The organism is Parageobacillus caldoxylosilyticus (genome assembly GCF_019272935.1).
GTDB lineage: Bacteria > Bacillota > Bacilli > Bacillales > Anoxybacillaceae > Saccharococcus > Saccharococcus caldoxylosilyticus.
The window spans coordinates 2,898,846-2,918,729 of the sequence record NZ_CP040553.1; the positions used below are offsets into that span (position 1 = coordinate 2,898,846).

A 19,884-nucleotide genomic window follows, 5' to 3' on the forward strand; every position below is an offset into this window, starting at 1 on the left:
ATCATGTCAGAACATATTTTTGAGATGGAGCAAGATCATGGCACATTAGGAAAAGTGGAAATCGCCCCGGAAGTGATTGAAGTGATCGCGGGAATCGCCGCCAGCGAGGTGGAAGGAATCGCGCAAATGCGAGGCAACTTTGCCGCTGGTGTTGTCGAGCGGTTTGGCAAGAAAAATCATGGCAAAGGCGTCAAAGTCGATTTACGGGATGACGGCGTGGCCATTGATATTTACTGTCTTGTTCAATTTGGCGCATCGATTCCGAATGTAGCCAAAAAAGTGCAGGAAAACGTCCGCCAAGCATTGTTTAACATGACGGGGCTGGAAACGAGCGAAGTCAACGTTCATATTGTCGGTATTCAGTTTGAAACAGCAAAGCAGGAACAGGAAGTGGAGCAGGGATAAATCGGAAAAGGGCGCATTCGCTTGAGGCGATCGTGCCCTTTTGTTTTTGTATTTTTGCCGAAAGTTTGTTATTGTATTGAACGAGCCTTTTTGCAAAGAGGCCTCGAAGCATAAGGAGACGAATGGATGTTCCAAAATAAATAAAAAAATCAAGGCTAATGATTTGTGCGTAGGGGAGTGCCTTTTATCCGAAAAATATGGTATGATTCTGATATAAATGTTCGTGTTTGGAAAGGAGGAGCAAAATGAAGAGGCATGAAGCTCGGGAAAAGGCGCTGCAGGCATTATTTCAAGTCGATGTAGGCCACATCCCTCCGGAGGAGGCGCTGCAAAACGTGACAGGAGGAAAAGAAGCGGACCCGTTTTTGCAGCAGCTTGTGTATGGCGTGGTGGAACATCAGCAAGAAATTGACGAATTGCTGCGCGCCAACCTGGAAAAATGGACATTAGAGCGGGTAGCGAATGTCGACCGCGCGATTTTGCGCATGGCCACTTATGAAATGAAATATGTCGATGATGTTCCTGTCAAAGTGAGCCTAGATGAGGCTGTTGAATTAGCCAAAAAATTTGGCGATACGAAATCAGGGAGTTTTGTCAACGGTGTGCTTTCGAAAGTAAAAGATGCATTGCATATTCAAGAATAGAAAGGAGAAAGGTTGCCCATGACAGCACAAATCATTAGCGGCGCCGAGCTGGCAAAGGAAATAAGAGGACAATTGGCAAAAGAAGTAGAGGTGCTAAAGCAAAAAGGAATCGAGCCGGGGCTTGCGGTCATTCTTGTCGGCGATGATCCCGCTTCCCATTCTTACGTAAAAGGAAAGCAAAAAGCGTGTGCGGAAGTCGGCATTCGTTCAACACTGTTGACGTTTCCGGCGACGATTACGGAACAATTTTTATTAGAAAAAATTCAAGAATTGAACGCCGATCCATCCGTGCACGGCATTTTAGTGCAGCTTCCGCTTCCTAGCCATATTAACGAGCTAAAAGTGATTGAAACAATCTCTCCAGAAAAAGATGTGGATGGGTTTCATCCTATTAACGTCGGCAGAATGATGGTCGGACAAAAAGCGTTTCTCCCTTGTACGCCATATGGTATTTTAGTAATGGTGAAATCGATCGGCGTGGATATTGCAGGGAAACATGTGGTTGTTGTCGGCCGCAGCAACATTGTCGGTAAGCCGGTTGGACAGCTGTTTTTGCGCGAGCATGCGACGGTGACGTATTGCCATTCGAAAACAAACAATTTAGCTGCCATTACGCGTCAGGCCGATATTTTAATCGTTGCTGTCGGCAAAGCACGGTTGATTGGCGCTGATTATGTCAAACCAGGGGCGGTGGTCATTGATGTCGGCGTAAACCGGCTGGAAAATGGAAAGCTGTGCGGAGATGTCAATTTCGATGAAGTAAAGGAAGTAGCAAGTTACATTACACCGGTTCCAAAAGGGGTCGGGCCGATGACGATTACGATGCTGCTTCATAATACGATTGAAGCGGCAAAGGAGCTTATGCACCGGTAAAGTTCATTCCATAAGAGAGGGTTAAAGCGGTGGCAGAGATAAAATATGTAACCGTCGGAGCGCTGACGAAATACATTAAACGCAAGTTTGATGTGGATCCGCATTTGCGCGATTTGTGGATTAAAGGGGAAATTTCCAATTTTAAATATCATTCTCGCGGCCATATGTATTTTACGCTGAAAGATGAACAAGCCCGCATTCAGGCGGTCATGTTTGCCGGATATAATCAATATTTGCATTTTCGTCCGGAAGATGGCATGAAAGTGCTCGTTCGCGGCGAGATTTCCGTTTACGAGCCGAGCGGAAACTATCAAATTTACGTAAAAGAAATGCAGCCGGAAGGAATCGGAAATTTATATTTGGCGTATGAACAGCTAAAAAAGCGGCTTGAGGCGGAAGGATTGTTTTCGCCGCAGCATAAAAAGCCGCTTCCCGCCTTCCCACGCTATATCGGAGTCGCCACTTCGCCGACCGGAGCGGCGATCCGCGATATTATCACAACGATTCGGCGCCGTTATCCGATTGCCACGATCATTTTATTTCCGACGCTCGTTCAAGGGGAACATGCGGCAGAATCAATCGTCCGTTCCATCGAAAAAGCGAATGAACTTGGCTATATTGATGTTCTGATTGTCGGTCGCGGAGGCGGCTCGATTGAAGAATTATGGGCGTTTAATGAGGAAATCGTCGCCCGCGCCATTTTTGCCTCCGAAGTGCCGATTATTTCTGCGGTTGGCCATGAGACTGACTTTACGATCGCTGATTTTGTTGCCGACTTGCGCGCACCAACCCCAACGGGTGCGGCGGAATTGGCCGTACCGCATATAACCGAGCTGATTGAACGTATTTCCCAGAGAAGAGTTCGGCTTATACGCGCCATGAAAGAAAAAATAGCGATGGAATCAGAACGGCTGTCACGTGTGCAAAAGTCCTACGCCTTTCGATACCCGGAAAAACTGTATGAACAAAAAGAACAGCAGCTAGACGCTTTGCTGGAACGATTGCAGCGTCATACCGAGCGGATGTTCGATAAACAGCGCGAACGGCTTGAACAGCTGCGCTTGACTTTGTTGCGCTACCATCCGGCTGAACAGCTTTCGAGAATGAAAGAAAAACAGCAATCATTGGCGAAAACACTGGAAAAAGAGATGCGTACGATTATGCATCAACACGAGCTTCGTTTTGCATCGCTTGTTTCCCATTTGCATGCGCTTAGTCCGCTGAAAATTATGGAGCGAGGGTATAGCTTAGTTTATAATGAAAAAAAGGAACTTGTAAAAAGCATTCGCCAGCTTCAGATCGGAGATATGATTCAAGTACGCTTGCAAGATGGACAAATTGACTGCCACGTATGGGGAATGGAGGAGAAGCAGCTACATGAGTGAGGAAAAAGAACTGACGTTTGAAGAAGCAATACAAAAGTTAGAAGAGATCGTCGAAAAATTAGAAGAAGGAAATGTGCCGCTGGAACAGGCGATTTCTTTTTTTCAAGAAGGAATGAGACTTTCCAAGCTTTGTCACGATAAACTGCAGCATGTCGAAAAGCAGATGGAATATATTTTGCGAGAGGATGGACAGCTCGCTCCTTTCTCGATGCAGGAGGAGGAATAACGCTTGAACCGGATGGCAGTAGAACAATTTTTGCAGCAGCAAAAACAGCGTTTGGAAGCAACGCTGCCGCGTTATATTGCAAGGCTGCAAGCGCCTGATACGCTGAAACAGGCGATGGCGTACTCGCTGGAAGCAGGCGGGAAGCGGATTCGACCGCTGCTTCTGTTTGCCACTTTGCATTCGTTTGAAAAAGATCCGGATATTGGCCTTCCCGTCGCCTGTGCGATTGAGATGCTCCATACATACTCATTAATTCATGATGACTTGCCGAGCATGGATGACGACGATTTGCGGCGCGGCAAACCGACAAACCATAAAGTGTTTGGCGAGGCGATGGCGATTTTGGCTGGAGACGGATTGCTGACATACGCGTTTCAGGTTATCGCAGAGATGAAGGATGACCGCATCGCACCGGAAGTCCAAATTCGTTTAATCGAAGAGCTGGCGAAAGCGGCGGGGCCGGAAGGAATGGTCGCGGGACAAGTTGCTGATATCGAAGGAGAAGGTCGGGAACTGTCGCTTGCACAGCTCGAATATATCCATCGCCATAAAACCGGAAAAATGCTGCAATACAGCGTATTGGCAGGCGCATTGCTTGCTGGGGCTAGCGAAAGACAGCAACGTGATTTATATGAATTTGCCTCCCATCTTGGCCTTGCTTTTCAAATTCGCGATGATATTCTCGATATTGAAGGTTCGGAAGATAAGATTGGCAAACGGGTCGGCAGCGATGTGGAAAAGAAAAAAGTGACATATCCGTCGTTATTGACGATGGAGGGAGCGAAAGGGAAGTTAGCTTTGCACATTGCCGAGGCAAAGCGCTGTTTGCAAAAAGCAGGAGTGAAGGATGACGTATTGCAATATATTTGTGATTTAGTTGCTACACGCGACCATTAACACAGTGTTCATTGCTGATTGCAAACTAATATGTTATAGTGAAATAATGAGAGTTTTTCCTTGTATGCCGTTATCACATTCGTGTTAGCGGCTCTTTTTCTCTTACTAACAAAAATCGATTTTTTATGTCCAATCATGTATAATAATAACTAACTTCTTATTATAGCAACGTGGTTAGAGGAAAGGATAAAAACGAAAGCGAGTGATCTCGTTTGGATGTTACGAAAATCGAAAATCCGCGCTTTTTAAAAAATATGTCGACAAAGCAACTCATTGAGCTAAGCGCTGATATTCGCAAATTTTTAATTGAAAAGCTGTCGAAAACAGGCGGGCATATCGGCCCAAACCTAGGCGTCGTCGAGCTGACGATTGCGCTTCATAAAGAGTTTGACAGTCCAAAGGACAAGCTAATTTGGGACGTCGGCCATCAGGCATATGTTCATAAAATTTTAACGGGACGTGCCGCCGAATTTGATACATTGCGGCAGTACAAGGGGCTGTCCGGATTTCCAAAACGAAGCGAAAGCGAACATGACGTATGGGAAACGGGTCATAGTTCCACATCGCTATCCGCAGCGATGGGAATGGCCATTGCCCGCGATTTGAAGGGAACGGATGAATATATCGTTCCGATTATCGGTGATGGGGCGCTGACGGGCGGCATGGCGCTTGAGGCGCTCAATCATATCGGGCATGAGAAAAAAGATATTATTGTCGTTTTAAACGATAATGAGATGTCGATCGCTCCGAATGTTGGCGCGCTTCACAATGTGCTTGGGCGTCTGCGGACAGCAGGGAAATATCAATGGGTCAAAGATGAATTAGAGTTGTTATTAAAACGAATTCCGGCTGTCGGCGGCAAATTGGCGGCAACGGCGGAGCGCATTAAAGACAGCCTGAAATATTTGCTTGTTTCCGGTGTTTTTTTTGAGGAATTAGGATTTACGTACCTTGGCCCTGTTGATGGCCATAATTTCGATGATTTGTTCGAAAATTTGCGTTACGCCAAAAAGACAAAAGGCCCGGTGCTTCTCCATGTGATTACGAAAAAAGGAAAAGGGTATAGTCCGGCAGAAAATGATAAAGTAGGAACTTGGCACGGCACCGGCCCGTATAAAATCGAAACTGGCGATTTTCTAAAACCGGTGGAGACGGCCCCGTCGTGGAGCGAACTTGTCAGCGAAACGGTGCGGAAGCTGGCGCGCACCGATAAGCGAATTGTCGCGATTACACCGGCGATGCCGGTCGGCTCGAAATTAGAAGGGTTTGCAAGCGAATTCCCGGATCGGATGTTTGATGTCGGAATTGCCGAACAGCATGCGACAACGCTCGCGGCAGGTCTGGCGACGCAAGGAATGAAGCCGTTTTTGGCGATTTATTCGACATTTTTGCAGCGGGCGTATGACCAAGTTGTTCATGATGTGTGCCGGCAAAACTTAAACGTCTTTTTTGCGATTGACCGTGCCGGGCTTGTCGGTGCGGACGGGGAAACGCATCAAGGAGTGTTTGATATCGCCTTTTTGCGACACATTCCGAACCTTGTCATTATGATGCCAAAAGACGAAAACGAAGGCCAGCACATGGTATATACGGCCATCCAATATGACGACGGGCCGATCGCACTTCGCTTTCCGCGCGGCAATGGGCTTGGCGTGAAATTGGATGAGGAACTCAAGGAAATTCCGATCGGCACATGGGAAGTATTGCGTGAAGGCAGCGATCTGGCGATTTTAACATTCGGTACGACGATTTCCATGGCGCTTGAGGCGGCGGAGAAGTTGGCGAAAGAAAATGTTTCTGTAAAGGTCGTCAATGCCCGCTTCATTAAGCCAATGGATGAAAAAATGCTGCACGATTTGCTGGAAAGCAATGTACCGATTTTAACAATTGAAGAAGCGGTACTACAGGGCGGATTTGGCAGCGCTGTTTTGGAGTTTGCCCATGATCATGGCTACCATCAAGCAGTGATTAACCGCATGGGCATTCCTGATCGTTTTATTGAACATGGCAGTGTCAAAGAGCTGCTCAATGAAATCGGCTTAACCACTTCTCATATTATTGATCGAGTCAAAACGATCATACCAAAAAAGCAAAAAAGGGCATGAGAGATGAAAGCGAAAAAAGAACGTCTAGATGTGCTATTGGTAGAACGCGGCTTAATGGAAACACGGGAAAAAGCAAAACGTGCGATTATGGCTGGACTTGTTTATTCGAATGAAGTCCGCTTAGACAAGCCCGGAGAAAAGGTGCCCGTAGACATCCCGCTAACGGTGAAAGGAAACGCTATTCCGTATGTCAGCCGCGGCGGCTTAAAATTGGAAAAAGCGCTGCGTACGTTTGACGTCAGCGTCAAAGATAAAATTGTTTTAGATATTGGGGCATCTACCGGTGGGTTTACCGATTGCGCCTTGCAGCACGGCGCGAAACTATCTTACGCGCTTGATGTCGGCTATAATCAATTGGCGTGGAAACTGCGCCAAGACGAGCGCGTCGTCGTGATGGAGCGGACCAATTTCCGCTACGTTACGCCGGATTATTTTACGAAAGGGCTTCCACAATTTGCGACGATCGATGTTTCCTTTATTTCTTTGAAATTAATATTGCCGGTATTAAAAACGGTACTGGTACCCGGCAGCGACGTCATCGCGCTGGTAAAGCCGCAGTTTGAAGCGGGGCGGGAAAAAGTCGGCAAAAAGGGGATCGTTCGCGATCCGGCCGTGCACGAGGAAGTGTTGGAGTCGATCATAGCGTTTGCCCTTCGTGAAGGATTTGATGTCATGGATATATCTTATTCTCCGATTACCGGCGGCGATGGCAATATTGAATTTTTGCTCCACCTTCGCTTTCCGGGAAATCATGAAGAAGGAGAGAATCATTTGGTAGAGACGGTCGCTGAAGTGGTAAAAGAAGCCCATGTACAGCTAAAAAACAGTTCTGCTTAAGAAAAGGGAATAACGGTTGTTGTTATTCCCGTTTTTACCGTGACATTATTTTGGTGAGGTGGCGGATTTGAACAAAGGACAAAGGCACATTAAAATTCGCGAAATTATTATGACTCACGACATCGAAACGCAAGATGAATTAGTCGATATGCTGAAGAAAGCAGGGTTTAACGTAACGCAGGCGACGGTATCAAGGGATATCAAAGAAATGCAGCTTGTCAAGGTGCCGATGGCCAACGGGCGCTATAAATACAGCCTGCCTTCTGATCAGCGCTTCAATCCGGTGCAAAAACTCAAACGCGTTTTAGTAGATGTGTTTGTCAAATTGGATGGGGCCGGAAACTTGCTTGTTTTAAAAACGTTGCCGGGGAATGCGCATGCCATCGGTGTTTTATTGGATAATTTGGATTGGAACGAAATCGTCGGCACGATTTGCGGCGATGATACATGCCTCATTATTTGCCGCACGGAAAAAGATGCAAAAAAGGTGTCAAAACAGTTGATGGAAATGCTTTAAATAGAGGTGGTGATTCCCTTTGCTTGCGGAATTATCCATAAAAAATTTCGCCATTATCGAATCGCTGTCGATTTCGTTTGAGAAAGGGCTAACAGTATTAACAGGGGAAACGGGAGCAGGAAAATCGATTATTATTGATGCCATTTATTTGCTGATTGGCGGCCGCGGTTCCGCAGAATTTGTCCGTTATGGAGAAGAAAAGGCGGAAATAGAGGGACTTTTTTTATTAAACGATGAAACTCATCCGTGTTATGGCAAATGCGCCGAAGTCGGCATCGATATTAGCGAGGGAATGGTCGTGCTACGCCGCGAAATTTTCGCGACCGGAAAAAGCGTATGCCGCGTAAACGGAAAATTAGTAACGACAGCGGTATTGCGGGAGATTGGTTCGACGCTCGTTGATATTCACGGGCAGCATGAACATCAAGAATTGATGGATCCGGCCCGGCATCTTCCGCTACTGGATGAATTCGGGGGAGCGGAAATTGCAGAAGCGCTTGCCGAATACCGCTCGGTTTATGAGAAATATGAACAATTGCGGAAGAAGCTGAAAAAATTAAATGAAAATGAACAGCAAATGGCCCATCGACTTGATTTGTTGACGTTCCAGCTTAATGAAATTCAGCAGGCGAATTTGCAGCCAAATGAAGACGAACAATTGATGGAGGAAAAAGTAAAAATCGTTAATTTCCAAAAAATTTACGAAGCCTTGAAACATAGCTATGAAGCGCTGTCTGGCGAGCAGCGCGGCCTCGATTGGATAGGGCTGGCGATGAGCCATTTAGACGATGTTGCTTCCATTGATCCGGAGCTAAAGGAAGTGTATGAAACGATCGCCAATAGCTATTATTTATTAGAAGACATCATGTATAAATTGCGCGATCAACTTGAACAATTAGAATATGATCCATACCGTCTCGACCTCATCGAAAGCCGCCTAGGCGAGATTAATCAATTAAAACGAAAATACGGCCCGACGATTGAAGAAATTTTGCAATACGCGGAAAAAATTAGCGAAGAAATTGATACGATTCGAAACCGGGAAATCCATGTTGATGAGTTGCAGAAAGAACTAAAATCGGTGACGGAAGATTTATTAATTGAAGCAAAAAACGTAACCAATGTCCGCAAAAAATATGCAAAAATGTTAATCGACCGTATCCATCAGGAACTAAAAGATCTATATATGGAAAAAACGCAGTTTGACATCGTATTTGCCAAGCGGGAAGGGCCGCTCGATGCGCCGCTTTTGGACGGGGTGCCCGTCAAGTTCCATGAAGACGGCGTGGATGTGGTCGAATTTTATATTTCCACCAATGTCGGCGAACCACTTAAACCGCTTGCCAAAATTGCTTCCGGCGGTGAGCTGTCGCGCATCATGCTGGCGCTAAAAAGCATTTTCTCGAAACACCAGGGGGTTACATCGATCATTTTTGATGAAGTGGATACAGGCGTCAGCGGCCGTGTGGCTCAAGCGATTGCCGAAAAGATTTACCGCATTTCCATCGATTCGCAAGTGCTCTGCATTTCCCACTTGCCGCAAGTAGCAGCAATGGCAGATACGCATCTGTTTATCGCAAAAGAAACGGACGGAACCCGAACGAAAACGCTTGTGAAAGCATTGACAGAGGAAGAAAAAGTAAAAGAAATTGGGCGGATGATTTCCGGTGTGGAAATTACGGAGCTGACAAAAAAACATGCAAAAGAATTGCTTGAGCTAGCAACAAAAATCAAACAATGAAGGGCTATCCATTATGGGTAGCTTTTTTTATAGACCCATCGATTATATTTCCACTGTTTAAGGCAAAATTAAAACTGTAGCCGCCTTTTAAAGGGTGTAGGTGGGAGCGAGGAGAGTGAACAAGATTGAATACAGAAACCATCCGAAAAATCGTTGGGATGTTTCTCCTTATTTTATTAATGATTATTGGCATGTCTAAACCGATGAAGGAATATTTACAAATTCCAAAACAAATCGTTCTGTTTGAAGGAGAAGCGGTACGATTTCCTACCGCAGCACTTCCAGTTCAGGCAACGGTAAAAAACGCTCCCAAATCAATAGAAGTTCAGCGACAGACTCATTCGCTTTCTATAAAGGCAAAACAAAGTGGAGAAAAGAAAATGGTATTAGAAGTTGCCGGAGTGCCGATCAAACAAGTGGATGTAAAAGTACTGCCGACGTTAAAGGTCATTCCTGGCGGTCAATCGATTGGCGTTAAGTTAAATACGGTAGGAGTTCTGGTTGTCGGCTACCATCTCGTCGAAACCGAAAACGGCAAAAAATCGCCGGGAGAAATAGCCGGAATTAAAGTAGGAGATATAATTACAGGTATTAATGGCAAAAAAATTGAAAAGATGAGCGATCTCTCCCCTTTCATTGAGGAAGCAGGAAAAACAGGAAAACCGCTTCATCTCCAAGTTCTGCGTGACCAACACTCCTTTACGACTAAATTGATTCCGCTCAAGGATAAACATGACCACGCTTATCGTATTGGTCTATATATCCGCGATTCCGCAGCGGGAATTGGCACGATGACCTTTTATGATCCTATTTCGAAAAAATACGGAGCACTCGGCCATGTCATTTCTGACATGGATACGAAAAAGCCGATTGTCGTGCAAAATGGGCAAATTATGAAATCAACGGTTACGTCGATTGAAAAAGGAAGCAGCGGCAATCCCGGGGAGAAATTAGCACGATTTTCTGAGAATGAAGAAGTCATTGGAAATATTACAGAAAACAGCCCGTTCGGCATTTTTGGGACGCTGACGAAACCAGTGGAAAACGGAATTTTTACCAAACCGATCCCCATTGCTTTAGCGAACCAAGTAAAAGAAGGTCCAGCGAAAATATTGACGGTGGTGGAAGACAACAAAGTCGAGCAATTTGATATTGAAATTGTCAGCACCATTCCGCAAAAATTTCCGGCCACTAAAGGTTTGGTCATCCGCGTTACCGACCCGCGGCTATTGAAAAAGACGGGTGGAATCGTTCAAGGAATGAGCGGAAGCCCGATCATTCAAGACGGGAAATTAGTTGGCGCTGTTACACACGTATTTGTGAATGATCCGACTTCAGGATATGGCGTTCATATTGAATGGATGCTGAACGAAGCGGGAATTGATATATATGGCAAGCAGAACAAAAAGGCAAGCTGATCGATTCAGCTTGCCTTTTTCCAATTCAGTAAAAAATTTTATAAAAAACGTCAATAAATTCATTTTTTTTGCATAGATATTTGGTGAAACATTATATAAAATGAATGTATAAGGATTTTTCGACAAAAATGTAAAGATTTCCATTTACAATTGTCAAATTCACTCAATTTTTGTTATAATTTTTTGATCATTTGTTTTTTGATATTTTGTAAAAAATAAAAGGATTTTGTTATCCTATTGTCGAATGTACCTAAATGGAATTTTTCTACACAGCATGAAAAATAGGGAGTGGGGAGGAAGATATTCTTGAAAATTAAAGTATGTATCGCCGACGATAATCGCGAATTAGTTAGCCTGCTCGAGGAATATATTTCCAGCCAAAGCGATATGGAAGTAATCGGCACGGCTTATAATGGCCAAGATTGCTTATATATGCTCGAAGAAAAGCAACCGGATATTTTGCTGTTAGATATTATTATGCCACATTTAGACGGGTTGGCGGTGCTGGAAAAAATCCGCACGAAGCTGAAGCAGCAGCCGAACGTCATTATGCTAACGGCATTTGGCCAGGAGGATGTAACAAAAAAAGCAGTTGAACTTGGCGCCTCTTACTTTATTTTAAAACCGTTTGATATGGAAAATTTGGTGCATCATATCCGACAAATTCATGGAAAAACAACGCCGCTCATGAAAAAGACAGCTCCATCTTACCAGGCGCGCGACAACAAGCCGAAAAACTTGGATGCCAGCATTACGAGCATCATCCATGAAATCGGCGTTCCCGCTCATATTAAAGGGTATTTATATTTACGCGAAGCAATCGCCATGGTGTATCATGATATTGAATTGCTCGGCTCGATTACAAAAGTGCTCTATCCGGATATCGCGAAAAAATACAACACCACTGCTAGCCGTGTCGAACGGGCGATCCGCCATGCGATTGAAGTTGCCTGGAGCCGCGGCAATCTTGAATCCATTTCTTCCTTATTCGGCTACACTGTAAGCATGTCAAAAGCAAAACCGACGAACTCGGAATTTATCGCGATGGTGGCAGATAAGTTAAGATTGGAACATAAGGCTTCTTAAAGGCGCTAATTATCAAAGGTTTTATGGCTTCGAGTAAACATTCGTTACCGATAAATATCGAAATGAAGCCAGATAAATATTTATACGTACGCATACGAAAGGAAAACACCTCTTATTGCCGGCAAAACAACGGTAAGTAGGAGGTGTTTTGATTTTGTCCGATTTTGATATGGAATTAGACAGATGGTGGTGAGACAACTGGCGGATTTGTTAAGTTTATCATTGCCGTAAAATAAAAAACATCTCTCACAGAAGCAAACGAGAGATATTTTTTATACATAAGTCGTCGGATGCGAAATTCAACGCTTTGTAAAAATAATTTATCGATTTATATTTTTTAACCTTCGGAAGCATGATATAATATGATATGTGTGTGTCAACACCACAGTTTAAGTCAATCGCACGTCACAAGATGAGCGATTGGCAAAACTTCATTGGGATTTTTAGGAAAAGTAATCCACCCTCCGTCCGCCAAACACAGGGTGGGTTACTTTTTTATTTTATCGATCAGCAACACGACCAACGTTACCAACGAGATCATAAACATTGCTGTCGGCATGTCCATCGGATTCCCCTCCTTATTGGAGGCTCAACCGCCCACCCTGCTCGCACGATTGACCCTAAGTTAATATTACCCCAAATTAGGTAAAAAAGCGACTATTTCCCATTATTTTCCCAATGAACCACGAAAAAAATGGTGTTAATGCGCGGTGAGCCTTCCGCATCTCTTGACTTAGCCGCTTTGCGAATCCCTCTTGTTTGAATACGTTACTGACGTGATATGATGAGTAGTAGGCAAATTTTTTTGTCTGGCAGGAAAAGAACAGAAAAGAGTAGAACTCCCGTGAGGATGATTGGTTTGCCTAGTGAGTGTCGAACTCGGGGTTAAGATGGGGACATAAGGCTTCCTAATAAAAAAGGCAGTCCACATCGGACTGCCTTTTTATGATTGCTCGTTTTGCTTTTTTTCCAGTTCGAGCAATTTTTGCACTAAAATATGCTGCGGCATGTGCATGATTCGTTCGATCGGCATTCCTAGCGCTTTGGCCAGCTTTTGCGCCGTTTCCAAAGAAATTTTCAGCGGCTGCATCGTATCACCTCGCTTGCTTATAAAAAGTATAGCAACTTTTTGTTTTCTCGCATATATTTTTATGATCGCTTTTGCATCGGGAACGGAAAGGAGTAACAAACAGATGACGAAAATTTTCGCGCACCGCGGTTCCGCCGGCACGCATCCGGAAAATACGATGATTGCTTTTTATGAAGCAGAGAGGGTGGGAGCAGACGGCATTGAATTAGATGTGCAACTGACAAAAGACGGACAAATTGTCGTCATTCATGATGAAACGATCGATCGCACGACCGATGGGACAGGATGGGTCAAAGACTTTACGTACCATGAACTGCAGCAGTTTAATGCAGCATATAAATTTGCCGATCAATATGGCGTCTGCCGCATTCCGTTGTTAGAGGAAGTGCTTGCCTGGATTTGTTCGAAACCCCTCCTATTGAATATCGAATTAAAAAACAGCCTGATTGCCTACGAAAAGTTGGAACAAAAAGTGATTGACATGATCCGTCACTACCATCTTGAGGATAGGACCGTTCTCTCGTCCTTTAACCATAACAGCATGGCGTTGTGCCACCGCCTTGCTCCCGTGATCGAAACGGCTTTGTTGTATATCGAGCCGTTATATGAACCGTGGCACTATGTCCGCGTTATGCAGGCAAAGGGGCTGCACCCTTATCATCGCACGGTGACAGAGGCGTTTATCCGCCAAGCCCGCCATCACCAAATTGCTGTTCGCCCTTTTACCATTAACGGAGAATCTTTAATGAAAAAAATGTTCCAATACAAAGTCGATGCCATTTTTACCGATTATCCGCGCCAGGCAAGGGAAGTATTAAAAAAAACGCCTTAAACAAAAATGTTTAAGGTGTTTTTTTCTTGTTTTGAAACCGCGGCTGCACTTTATTGCGCTTGCGGTCGCGATGTAAAATAAATCCGCCGATAAATGCTAGACCGCCTGCAAACAAAAGGAAACCTGCTAAAAACTGCAGGGAAAGAAATGGAAATGGTGAATGCAAAATACCAAATAAGGTGTCGCGCATCCATTTAATTCCAAGCGCCGCCAATAAGCCGGGAATCACTAAAATAAGAAGAGCGATCATTCGTACCATCGTCATCGTGATCCTTTCGCGAAAAGGTAGTTTCATGAACCATCTTAACTGTTCCTCTGCGTTTGTCAAGCAAGGAAAAAACCGTTATGATAAAAATGCCTGCAAAAAATTGCATATGCCAAAGCGTGGTGAAGAACGATGAAAAAAGTATTAATTGTTGGCGCTGGAACTGGGGGAACGGCGCTGCTAAAACTGCTGCATAAAACGGCGGTGTTTCAAGTAACAGCCGTAGTAGATATCGATGAGATGGCTCCAGGAATCAAACTGGCGCGAGAGATGGATATCGCTGTCGGCACGGATTGGCGTGCTTTTATTAATAAAGAAATTGATCTCGTGATTGAAGCAACAGGGAAGCAGGAAGTGTTGGATGACATTCGCAGGGAGTGCGCTCCTAACATCACTGTCGTACCAGGAGCCGTTGCCCATATGATGGCAGAACTGGTGAAAGAAAAGGAAATGTTGATTGCAAAGTTGAAAAGCGAAACGACGAGACGCGGCTTAATTTTTAACGCTTCGCATGATGGCATGATTGTCGTGGATGAATATGCTTACATTACCGATATTAATAACAGCGCCGCCGAAATGATTGAAGTGGACAAGGAAAAAGTAATCGGGAAACACATTTTAGAAGTTCTGCCGACAAGCGGGCTGCCGCGGGTATTAAAAACGAAACAGACGGAATTTCACCAAGAAGTAAAGCTAGCCAACGGGAAAAAAGTTATCACGACAAGAATTCCGATGATCGATGAGACCGGGAAACTGTTCGGCGCTCTGGCGATTTTTAAAGATATTACCGAATTGGTGAAACTGGCCGAGGAAATTACCGATTTAAAAGAAATGCGCATGATGCTCGAAGCGATTATTCATTCATCAGAGGAAGCGATTTCCGTTGTCGATGAGCATGGAAACGGCATTTTAATTAACCCGGCGTATACGCGCATTACCGGCCTGTCGGAAGAAGAAGTAATCGGCAAGCCGGCGACAGCCGATATTGCCGAAGGGGAAAGCATGCATATGCAAGTGCTAAAAACGCGACGGCCTGTCCGCGGGGTGCGCATGAAGGTCGGCCCGAAAAACCGCGATGTGGTCGTGAATGTGGCGCCGATTATTGTCGACGGAGTGCTGAAAGGCAGCGTCGGGGTGATTCATGACGTATCCGAGATTCAGCGGCTGACAGCGGAGCTCAATCGGGCAAGGCAAATTATCCGCACGCTTGAAGCGAAATATTCGTTTGCCGATATTATCGGCACGTCGGAGGAAATAAAGGTAGCAATTGAACAAGCGAAAGTGGCCGCAAAAACGCCGGCGACGATATTGCTGCGCGGTGAATCCGGCACGGGAAAAGAATTGTTCGCCCATGCGATTCATAATGCAAGTGATAGAAAATACAACAAATTTATCCGTGTCAATTGTGCGGCCATTTCTGAAACACTGTTGGAGAGCGAGCTATTTGGTTATGAAGAAGGAGCATTTTCCGGGGCAAAACGCGGCGGCAAACGCGGTTTATTTGAAGAGGCGAACAACGGCAGCATTTTCCTTGATGAAATCGGCGAGCTTTCCGCGAATACACAGGCGAAATTGCTTCGCGTTCTGCAAGAAGGGGAAATCGTCCGTGTCGGCGGCACAAAGCCAATACCGATTAACGTCCGCGTCATTGCCGCCACGAATGTCAACTTAGAGAAAGCGATTGCCGAAGGGACATTCCGCGAAGATTTATATTACCGCTTAAACCGCATGCCGATTTACATTCCGCCACTGCGGGCAAGGAAGGAAGATATCCCGGCGTTGTGCCAGCATTTAATTCAGAAGCTGAACCAAGATTACGGGCGCAACGTCGAAGGAGTCACACCGGCCGCTCTTGATCGCTTGCTCGCTTACGATTGGCCGGGGAATGTGCGTGAATTGGAAAACGTATTAGGCAGGGCGATGATTTTTATGAAGTTTAATGAAGTGATGATCGATGTTCATCATATTCCGCCCCTTGATATTTCGCGGGCCGATTCCCCTTTCCGCAAAAATGAAAAGGAGCTGGAAATTCGTCCGCTTGAAGAGATGGTAGAGCAATACGAAGCGGGCATTATCGAGCAGGCGCTGCGAAAATACAACAACAATAAAACGGCGACAGCGCGGGCGCTTGGCATTTCTATTCGTAATTTATATTACAAGCTGGAGAAATATGGAATTGACAAAAATAGCACGCAATAATTTGCACGGTATGCAAATTATTGCGTATAACCAGCAAAATAAAATCCGAAAAAATAAAGCGCTTTCAATTTTTTGGGTTGGCACGCTTTTTGCATGTTAATAAAGTGCCACCGTAAATTTTGACGAAGAGGTTGGTGTATAAGATGAAGCTGCAATCGTTGATCGATCATGCAACCAAATATACCGATATGACGGTAGCTGTTGCGGCAGCGGAAGATGAAGAAGTGATTGATGCCGTGACGATGGCGCTCGATCGCCATTTCGGAAAGTTTGTGTTGTATGGAGACCGTGAACAAATTGTGCAATTGTTAAGGCGAAAAGGCTATGCGGATTCCGACCATATTCAAATCGTCCATGCCAATTCTACTGTGCAAGCCGCTGAGCTGGCGGTAAAATCTGTTCACTTAAATGAGGCAAATGTCCTGATGAAAGGAAACATCCCAACCGCTACGTTGTTAAAAGCAGTGTTAAACAAAGAGTACGGCTTGCGGACGGGAAAGGTGCTTTCCCATGTGGCTGTATTTGAAATTCCTGGCTATGACCGTTTCATCATGGTGACGGATGCGGCAATGAACATTTCGCCGGATTTAGAACAAAAAGTACAAATTGTGGCGAATGCCGTTGCCGTAGCACGGTCGATTGGCATTGACGCACCGAAAGTGGCGCCGCTGGCGGCGGTGGAAGTAGTCAACCCGGCGATGCCAGCCACTGTTGATGCGGCAGCGCTGACCATGATGCAAAAACGTGGACAAATAAAAGGTTGCATCATTGATGGACCGCTTGCCCTTGACAATGCTGTTTCGTCTATAGCGGCGGAACATAAGCGCATTGACAGCGAAGTGGCGGGCAGGGCAGATATTTTGCTCGTTCCCGACATTGAAGCGGGAAACATGCTGTATAAATCGCTTGTTTATTTTGCCAATGCCAAAGTCGGAGCCGTCATCGCTGGGGCGAAGGCGCCGATTGTCCTTACATCACGCGCCGATTCGGCGGAAAGCAAACTGTATTCGTTAGCGCTCGCGGTTTGTTCCGCGTCCAAATAAACTATTAGGGAGGAAGTCATCATGGAACTGTTTAAATATATGGAAAAATACGATTATGAACAATTGTTGTTTTGCCAAGACAAAGAATCGGGATTGAAAGCGATTATCGCTATTCATGATACAACGCTCGGCCCAGCATTAGGCGGTACGCGCATGTGGATGTATAACTCGGAAGAAGAAGCGATTGAAGACGCGCTCCGCTTAGCGCGCGGCATGACGTATAAAAACGCTGCGGCAGGACTCAATCTTGGCGGCGGGAAAACGGTCATTATCGGCGATCCGCGCAAAGATAAAAATGAAGCAATGTTCCGCGCGTTCGGCCGCTTTATTCAAGGATTAAACGGCCGCTATATCACTGCGGAAGACGTCGGCACCACCGTTGCCGATATGGATATCATCTACCAAGAAACCGATTATGTGACAGGCATTTCACCAGAATTCGGCTCATCGGGCAATCCGTCCCCAGCAACGGCATATGGGGTGTACCGAGGCATGAAAGCAGCGGCAAAAGAAGCGTTTGGAAGCGATTCATTAGAAGGAAAAGTCATTGCCGTGCAAGGGGTTGGCAATGTCGCCTATCATTTATGCCGCCATCTTCATGAAGAGGGGGCGCAACTTATTGTCACTGACATTAACAAAGAAGCGGTGCAGCGCGCCGTTGAAGAGTTTGGCGCCAAAGCGGTAGACCCGAACGATATTTACGGCGTCGATTGCGATATTTTTGCCCCATGTGCGCTTGGCGGCATCATTAACGACCAAACGATTCCGCAATTAAAAGCGAAAGTCATTGCCGGTTCGGCGAACAACCAGCTAAAAGAGCCGAAACATGGTGATGTCATTCATGAAATGGGCATCGTGTATGCGCCGGATTATGTCATCAATGCCGGCGGTGTCATTAACGTCGCGGATGAACTGTATGGCTACAACCGGGAACGGGCGATGAAAAAAATTGAGCAAATTTACGACAACATCGAAAAAGTATTTGCCATTGCGAAACGCGACGGCATTCCGACGTATCAAGCGGCAGACCGTCTTGCGGAGGAACGCATTGAAACGATGCGCAAGTCCCGCAGCCAATTCTTGCAAAACGGTCATCATATTTTAAGCCGCCGTCGCGGTCGTTAAGGACAATATAAGCGGAAGCGGAAAAGCAGGAAAATATTTTCTGCTTCCGCACCCAGAAATGGAGGTAGCAACCGTTGCAAGAGCAGAAGTTTCGCATTTTAACCATTAATCCCGGATCGACCTCGACAAAAATTGGCGTGTTTGAAAATGAACGCTCCATTTTTGAAAAAACGATTCGCCATGACGCAGAAACGCTGCAGCGCTATCCATCGATTATTGATCAATATGAATTTCGCAAACAAACGATTCTAGACGCTCTCGATGAAGAGGGAATTAATCTTTCCAAGTTAAGTGCTGTTTGCGGCCGCGGCGGGCTTTTGCGCCCAATTGAAGGCGGCACGTACCGTGTCAATGAACAGATGCTTGAGGATTTGCGCAAAGGCTATTCCGGCCAGCATGCTTCGAACCTTGGCGGCATTTTAGCTCATGAAATTGCTTCGGCGTTAAATATTCCTGCCTTTATCGTTGATCCTGTTGTCGTCGATGAACTTGAGCCAATCGCCCGCATTTCTGGATTTGCGCTCATTGAACGGAGAAGTATTTTTCACGCGCTCAATCAAAAGGCGGTAGCGCGCCGCGTCGCCAAGCAGCTCGGCAAATCGTATGAAGAGCTCAACCTCATTGTCGCTCACATGGGCGGCGGAATTACCGTCGGCGCTCATAAAAAAGGCCGGGTAGTCGATGTCAATAACGGATTGGATGGCGAAGGCCCATTTAGCCCGGAACGCGCCGGAACTGTACCAGCAGGCGACCTTGTTTCTCTATGTTTTTCCGGCGAATACTTCCGTGATGAAGTGATGAGCATGCTCGTTGGCAAAGGCGGATTAGTCGGTTATCTCGGCACCAACGACGCAGTAAAAGTCGAAAAAATGATTGAAGCAGGCGATGAAAAGGCGAAACTAGTATATAGTGCAATGGCCTATCAAGTCGCAAAAGAAATCGGAGCGGCAAGTGCTGTATTGGAGGGAAAAGTCGACGCGATTATTTTGACAGGCGGTCTTGCCTACGGAAAACAGTTTGTGAAGGAAATTAGCGACCGCGTTTACTGGATTGCCGATGTCATTGTCCATCCCGGCGAAAACGAATTGCAAGCGCTTGCGGAAGGAGCGTTGCGCGTGTTGTGCGGCGAAGAAAAGGAAAAAGTATATCCAAGCGGAAATGTGGCACACACAACCGTTTTGCGATAGAAAGGAGAA

Annotated in this window: 19 protein-coding genes; 17 read left to right on the forward strand and 2 right to left on the reverse strand. The window is 45.7% G+C overall.

The features are described from left to right. Positions 1–3: 3 nt before the first annotated feature. From BV455_RS14915 to spo0A, 12 genes are all read left to right on the forward strand, one after another. Entirely contained in the window at positions 4–405 is a 402-nt protein-coding gene (locus BV455_RS14915) for an Asp23/Gls24 family envelope stress response protein (RefSeq protein WP_017435211.1), read from the forward strand. A gap of 245 nt (positions 406–650) precedes the next feature. Further along, positions 651–1,049 carry a transcription antitermination factor NusB gene (gene nusB, locus BV455_RS14920; RefSeq protein ID WP_017435212.1) on the forward strand — a complete coding sequence of 133 codons (399 nt, stop codon included), beginning with the start codon at positions 651–653 and terminating at the stop codon, positions 1,047–1,049. Positions 1,050–1,067: 18 nt separating this feature from the next. Then, positions 1,068–1,922 carry a bifunctional methylenetetrahydrofolate dehydrogenase/methenyltetrahydrofolate cyclohydrolase FolD gene (folD, locus tag BV455_RS14925; RefSeq protein WP_017435213.1) on the forward strand — a complete coding sequence of 285 codons (855 nt, stop codon included), beginning with the start codon at positions 1,068–1,070 and terminating at the stop codon, positions 1,920–1,922. A 29-nt stretch (positions 1,923–1,951) separates the two neighbouring features. Beyond that, entirely contained in the window at positions 1,952–3,307 is a 1,356-nt protein-coding gene (xseA, locus tag BV455_RS14930; RefSeq protein ID WP_042408518.1) for an exodeoxyribonuclease VII large subunit, read from the forward strand. Then, positions 3,300–3,533, forward strand: coding sequence for an exodeoxyribonuclease VII small subunit (locus tag BV455_RS14935; RefSeq protein ID WP_017435215.1), 234 nt, complete (start codon positions 3,300–3,302; stop codon positions 3,531–3,533). The genes xseA and BV455_RS14935 overlap by 8 nt, the downstream gene beginning before the upstream one ends. Before the next feature lie 12 nt (positions 3,534–3,545). Next, positions 3,546–4,430 carry a polyprenyl synthetase family protein gene (locus tag BV455_RS14940; RefSeq protein ID WP_174407481.1) on the forward strand — a complete coding sequence of 295 codons (885 nt, stop codon included), beginning with the start codon at positions 3,546–3,548 and terminating at the stop codon, positions 4,428–4,430. 212 nt (positions 4,431–4,642) lie between these two features. Then, positions 4,643–6,535, forward strand: a complete 1,893-nt coding sequence (gene dxs / locus BV455_RS14945; RefSeq protein WP_042408512.1) for a 1-deoxy-D-xylulose-5-phosphate synthase — start codon at positions 4,643–4,645, stop codon at positions 6,533–6,535. Between the two features lie 3 nt (positions 6,536–6,538). Beyond that, positions 6,539–7,372, forward strand: coding sequence for a TlyA family RNA methyltransferase (locus BV455_RS14950; protein WP_042408509.1), 834 nt, complete (start codon positions 6,539–6,541; stop codon positions 7,370–7,372). A gap of 67 nt (positions 7,373–7,439) precedes the next feature. Further along, positions 7,440–7,889, forward strand: coding sequence for a transcriptional regulator AhrC/ArgR (ahrC, locus tag BV455_RS14955; protein ID WP_017435219.1), 450 nt, complete (start codon positions 7,440–7,442; stop codon positions 7,887–7,889). 19 nt (positions 7,890–7,908) lie between these two features. Then, positions 7,909–9,630 carry a DNA repair protein RecN gene (gene recN, locus BV455_RS14960; RefSeq protein WP_042408507.1) on the forward strand — a complete coding sequence of 574 codons (1,722 nt, stop codon included), beginning with the start codon at positions 7,909–7,911 and terminating at the stop codon, positions 9,628–9,630. A gap of 125 nt (positions 9,631–9,755) precedes the next feature. After that, entirely contained in the window at positions 9,756–11,048 is a 1,293-nt protein-coding gene (gene spoIVB / locus BV455_RS14965) for a SpoIVB peptidase (RefSeq protein WP_042408504.1), read from the forward strand. Positions 11,049–11,354: 306 nt separating this feature from the next. Further along, positions 11,355–12,134, forward strand: coding sequence for a sporulation transcription factor Spo0A (gene spo0A / locus BV455_RS14970; RefSeq protein ID WP_017435222.1), 780 nt, complete (start codon positions 11,355–11,357; stop codon positions 12,132–12,134). 943 nt (positions 12,135–13,077) lie between these two features. Here the strand turns inward: spo0A and BV455_RS14975 are convergent. Then, positions 13,078–13,224, reverse strand: coding sequence for a YycC family protein (locus BV455_RS14975; RefSeq protein ID WP_070104534.1), 147 nt, complete (start codon positions 13,222–13,224; stop codon positions 13,078–13,080). Positions 13,225–13,327: 103 nt separating this feature from the next. Here BV455_RS14975 and BV455_RS14980 point away from each other — a divergent pair, with 103 nt between their 5' ends. After that, positions 13,328–14,056 carry a glycerophosphodiester phosphodiesterase gene (locus BV455_RS14980; protein ID WP_042408501.1) on the forward strand — a complete coding sequence of 243 codons (729 nt, stop codon included), beginning with the start codon at positions 13,328–13,330 and terminating at the stop codon, positions 14,054–14,056. A gap of 10 nt (positions 14,057–14,066) precedes the next feature. Here the strand turns inward: BV455_RS14980 and BV455_RS14985 are convergent, their stop codons facing one another. After that, a complete protein-coding gene (locus tag BV455_RS14985; RefSeq protein WP_026078465.1) occupies positions 14,067–14,315 on the reverse strand; it encodes a DUF2627 domain-containing protein in 249 nt (82 codons plus the stop codon). A gap of 138 nt (positions 14,316–14,453) precedes the next feature. On the opposite strand from BV455_RS14985, the gene BV455_RS14990 reads away from it, so the two are divergent. The 4 genes from BV455_RS14990 to buk all read left to right on the forward strand — a co-directional run bounded on the left by BV455_RS14990 (position 14,454) and on the right by buk (position 19,875). After that, complete coding sequence (locus BV455_RS14990) at positions 14,454–16,520, forward strand: sigma-54 interaction domain-containing protein (RefSeq protein ID WP_042408499.1); 2,067 nt, start codon at positions 14,454–14,456, stop codon at positions 16,518–16,520. Positions 16,521–16,663: 143 nt separating this feature from the next. Continuing rightward, the gene (gene yqiS / locus BV455_RS14995; protein ID WP_218687358.1) at positions 16,664–17,563 is read left to right on the forward strand and encodes a phosphate butyryltransferase; all 900 of its coding nucleotides are present in this window, start codon (positions 16,664–16,666) and stop codon (positions 17,561–17,563) included. Positions 17,564–17,584: 21 nt separating this feature from the next. Beyond that, positions 17,585–18,688, forward strand: a complete 1,104-nt coding sequence (locus BV455_RS15000) for a leucine dehydrogenase (RefSeq protein ID WP_218687359.1) — start codon at positions 17,585–17,587, stop codon at positions 18,686–18,688. Between the two features lie 74 nt (positions 18,689–18,762). Then, a complete protein-coding gene (buk, locus tag BV455_RS15005; RefSeq protein WP_218687360.1) occupies positions 18,763–19,875 on the forward strand; it encodes a butyrate kinase in 1,113 nt (370 codons plus the stop codon). The last annotated feature ends 9 nt before the right edge of the window (positions 19,876–19,884 follow it).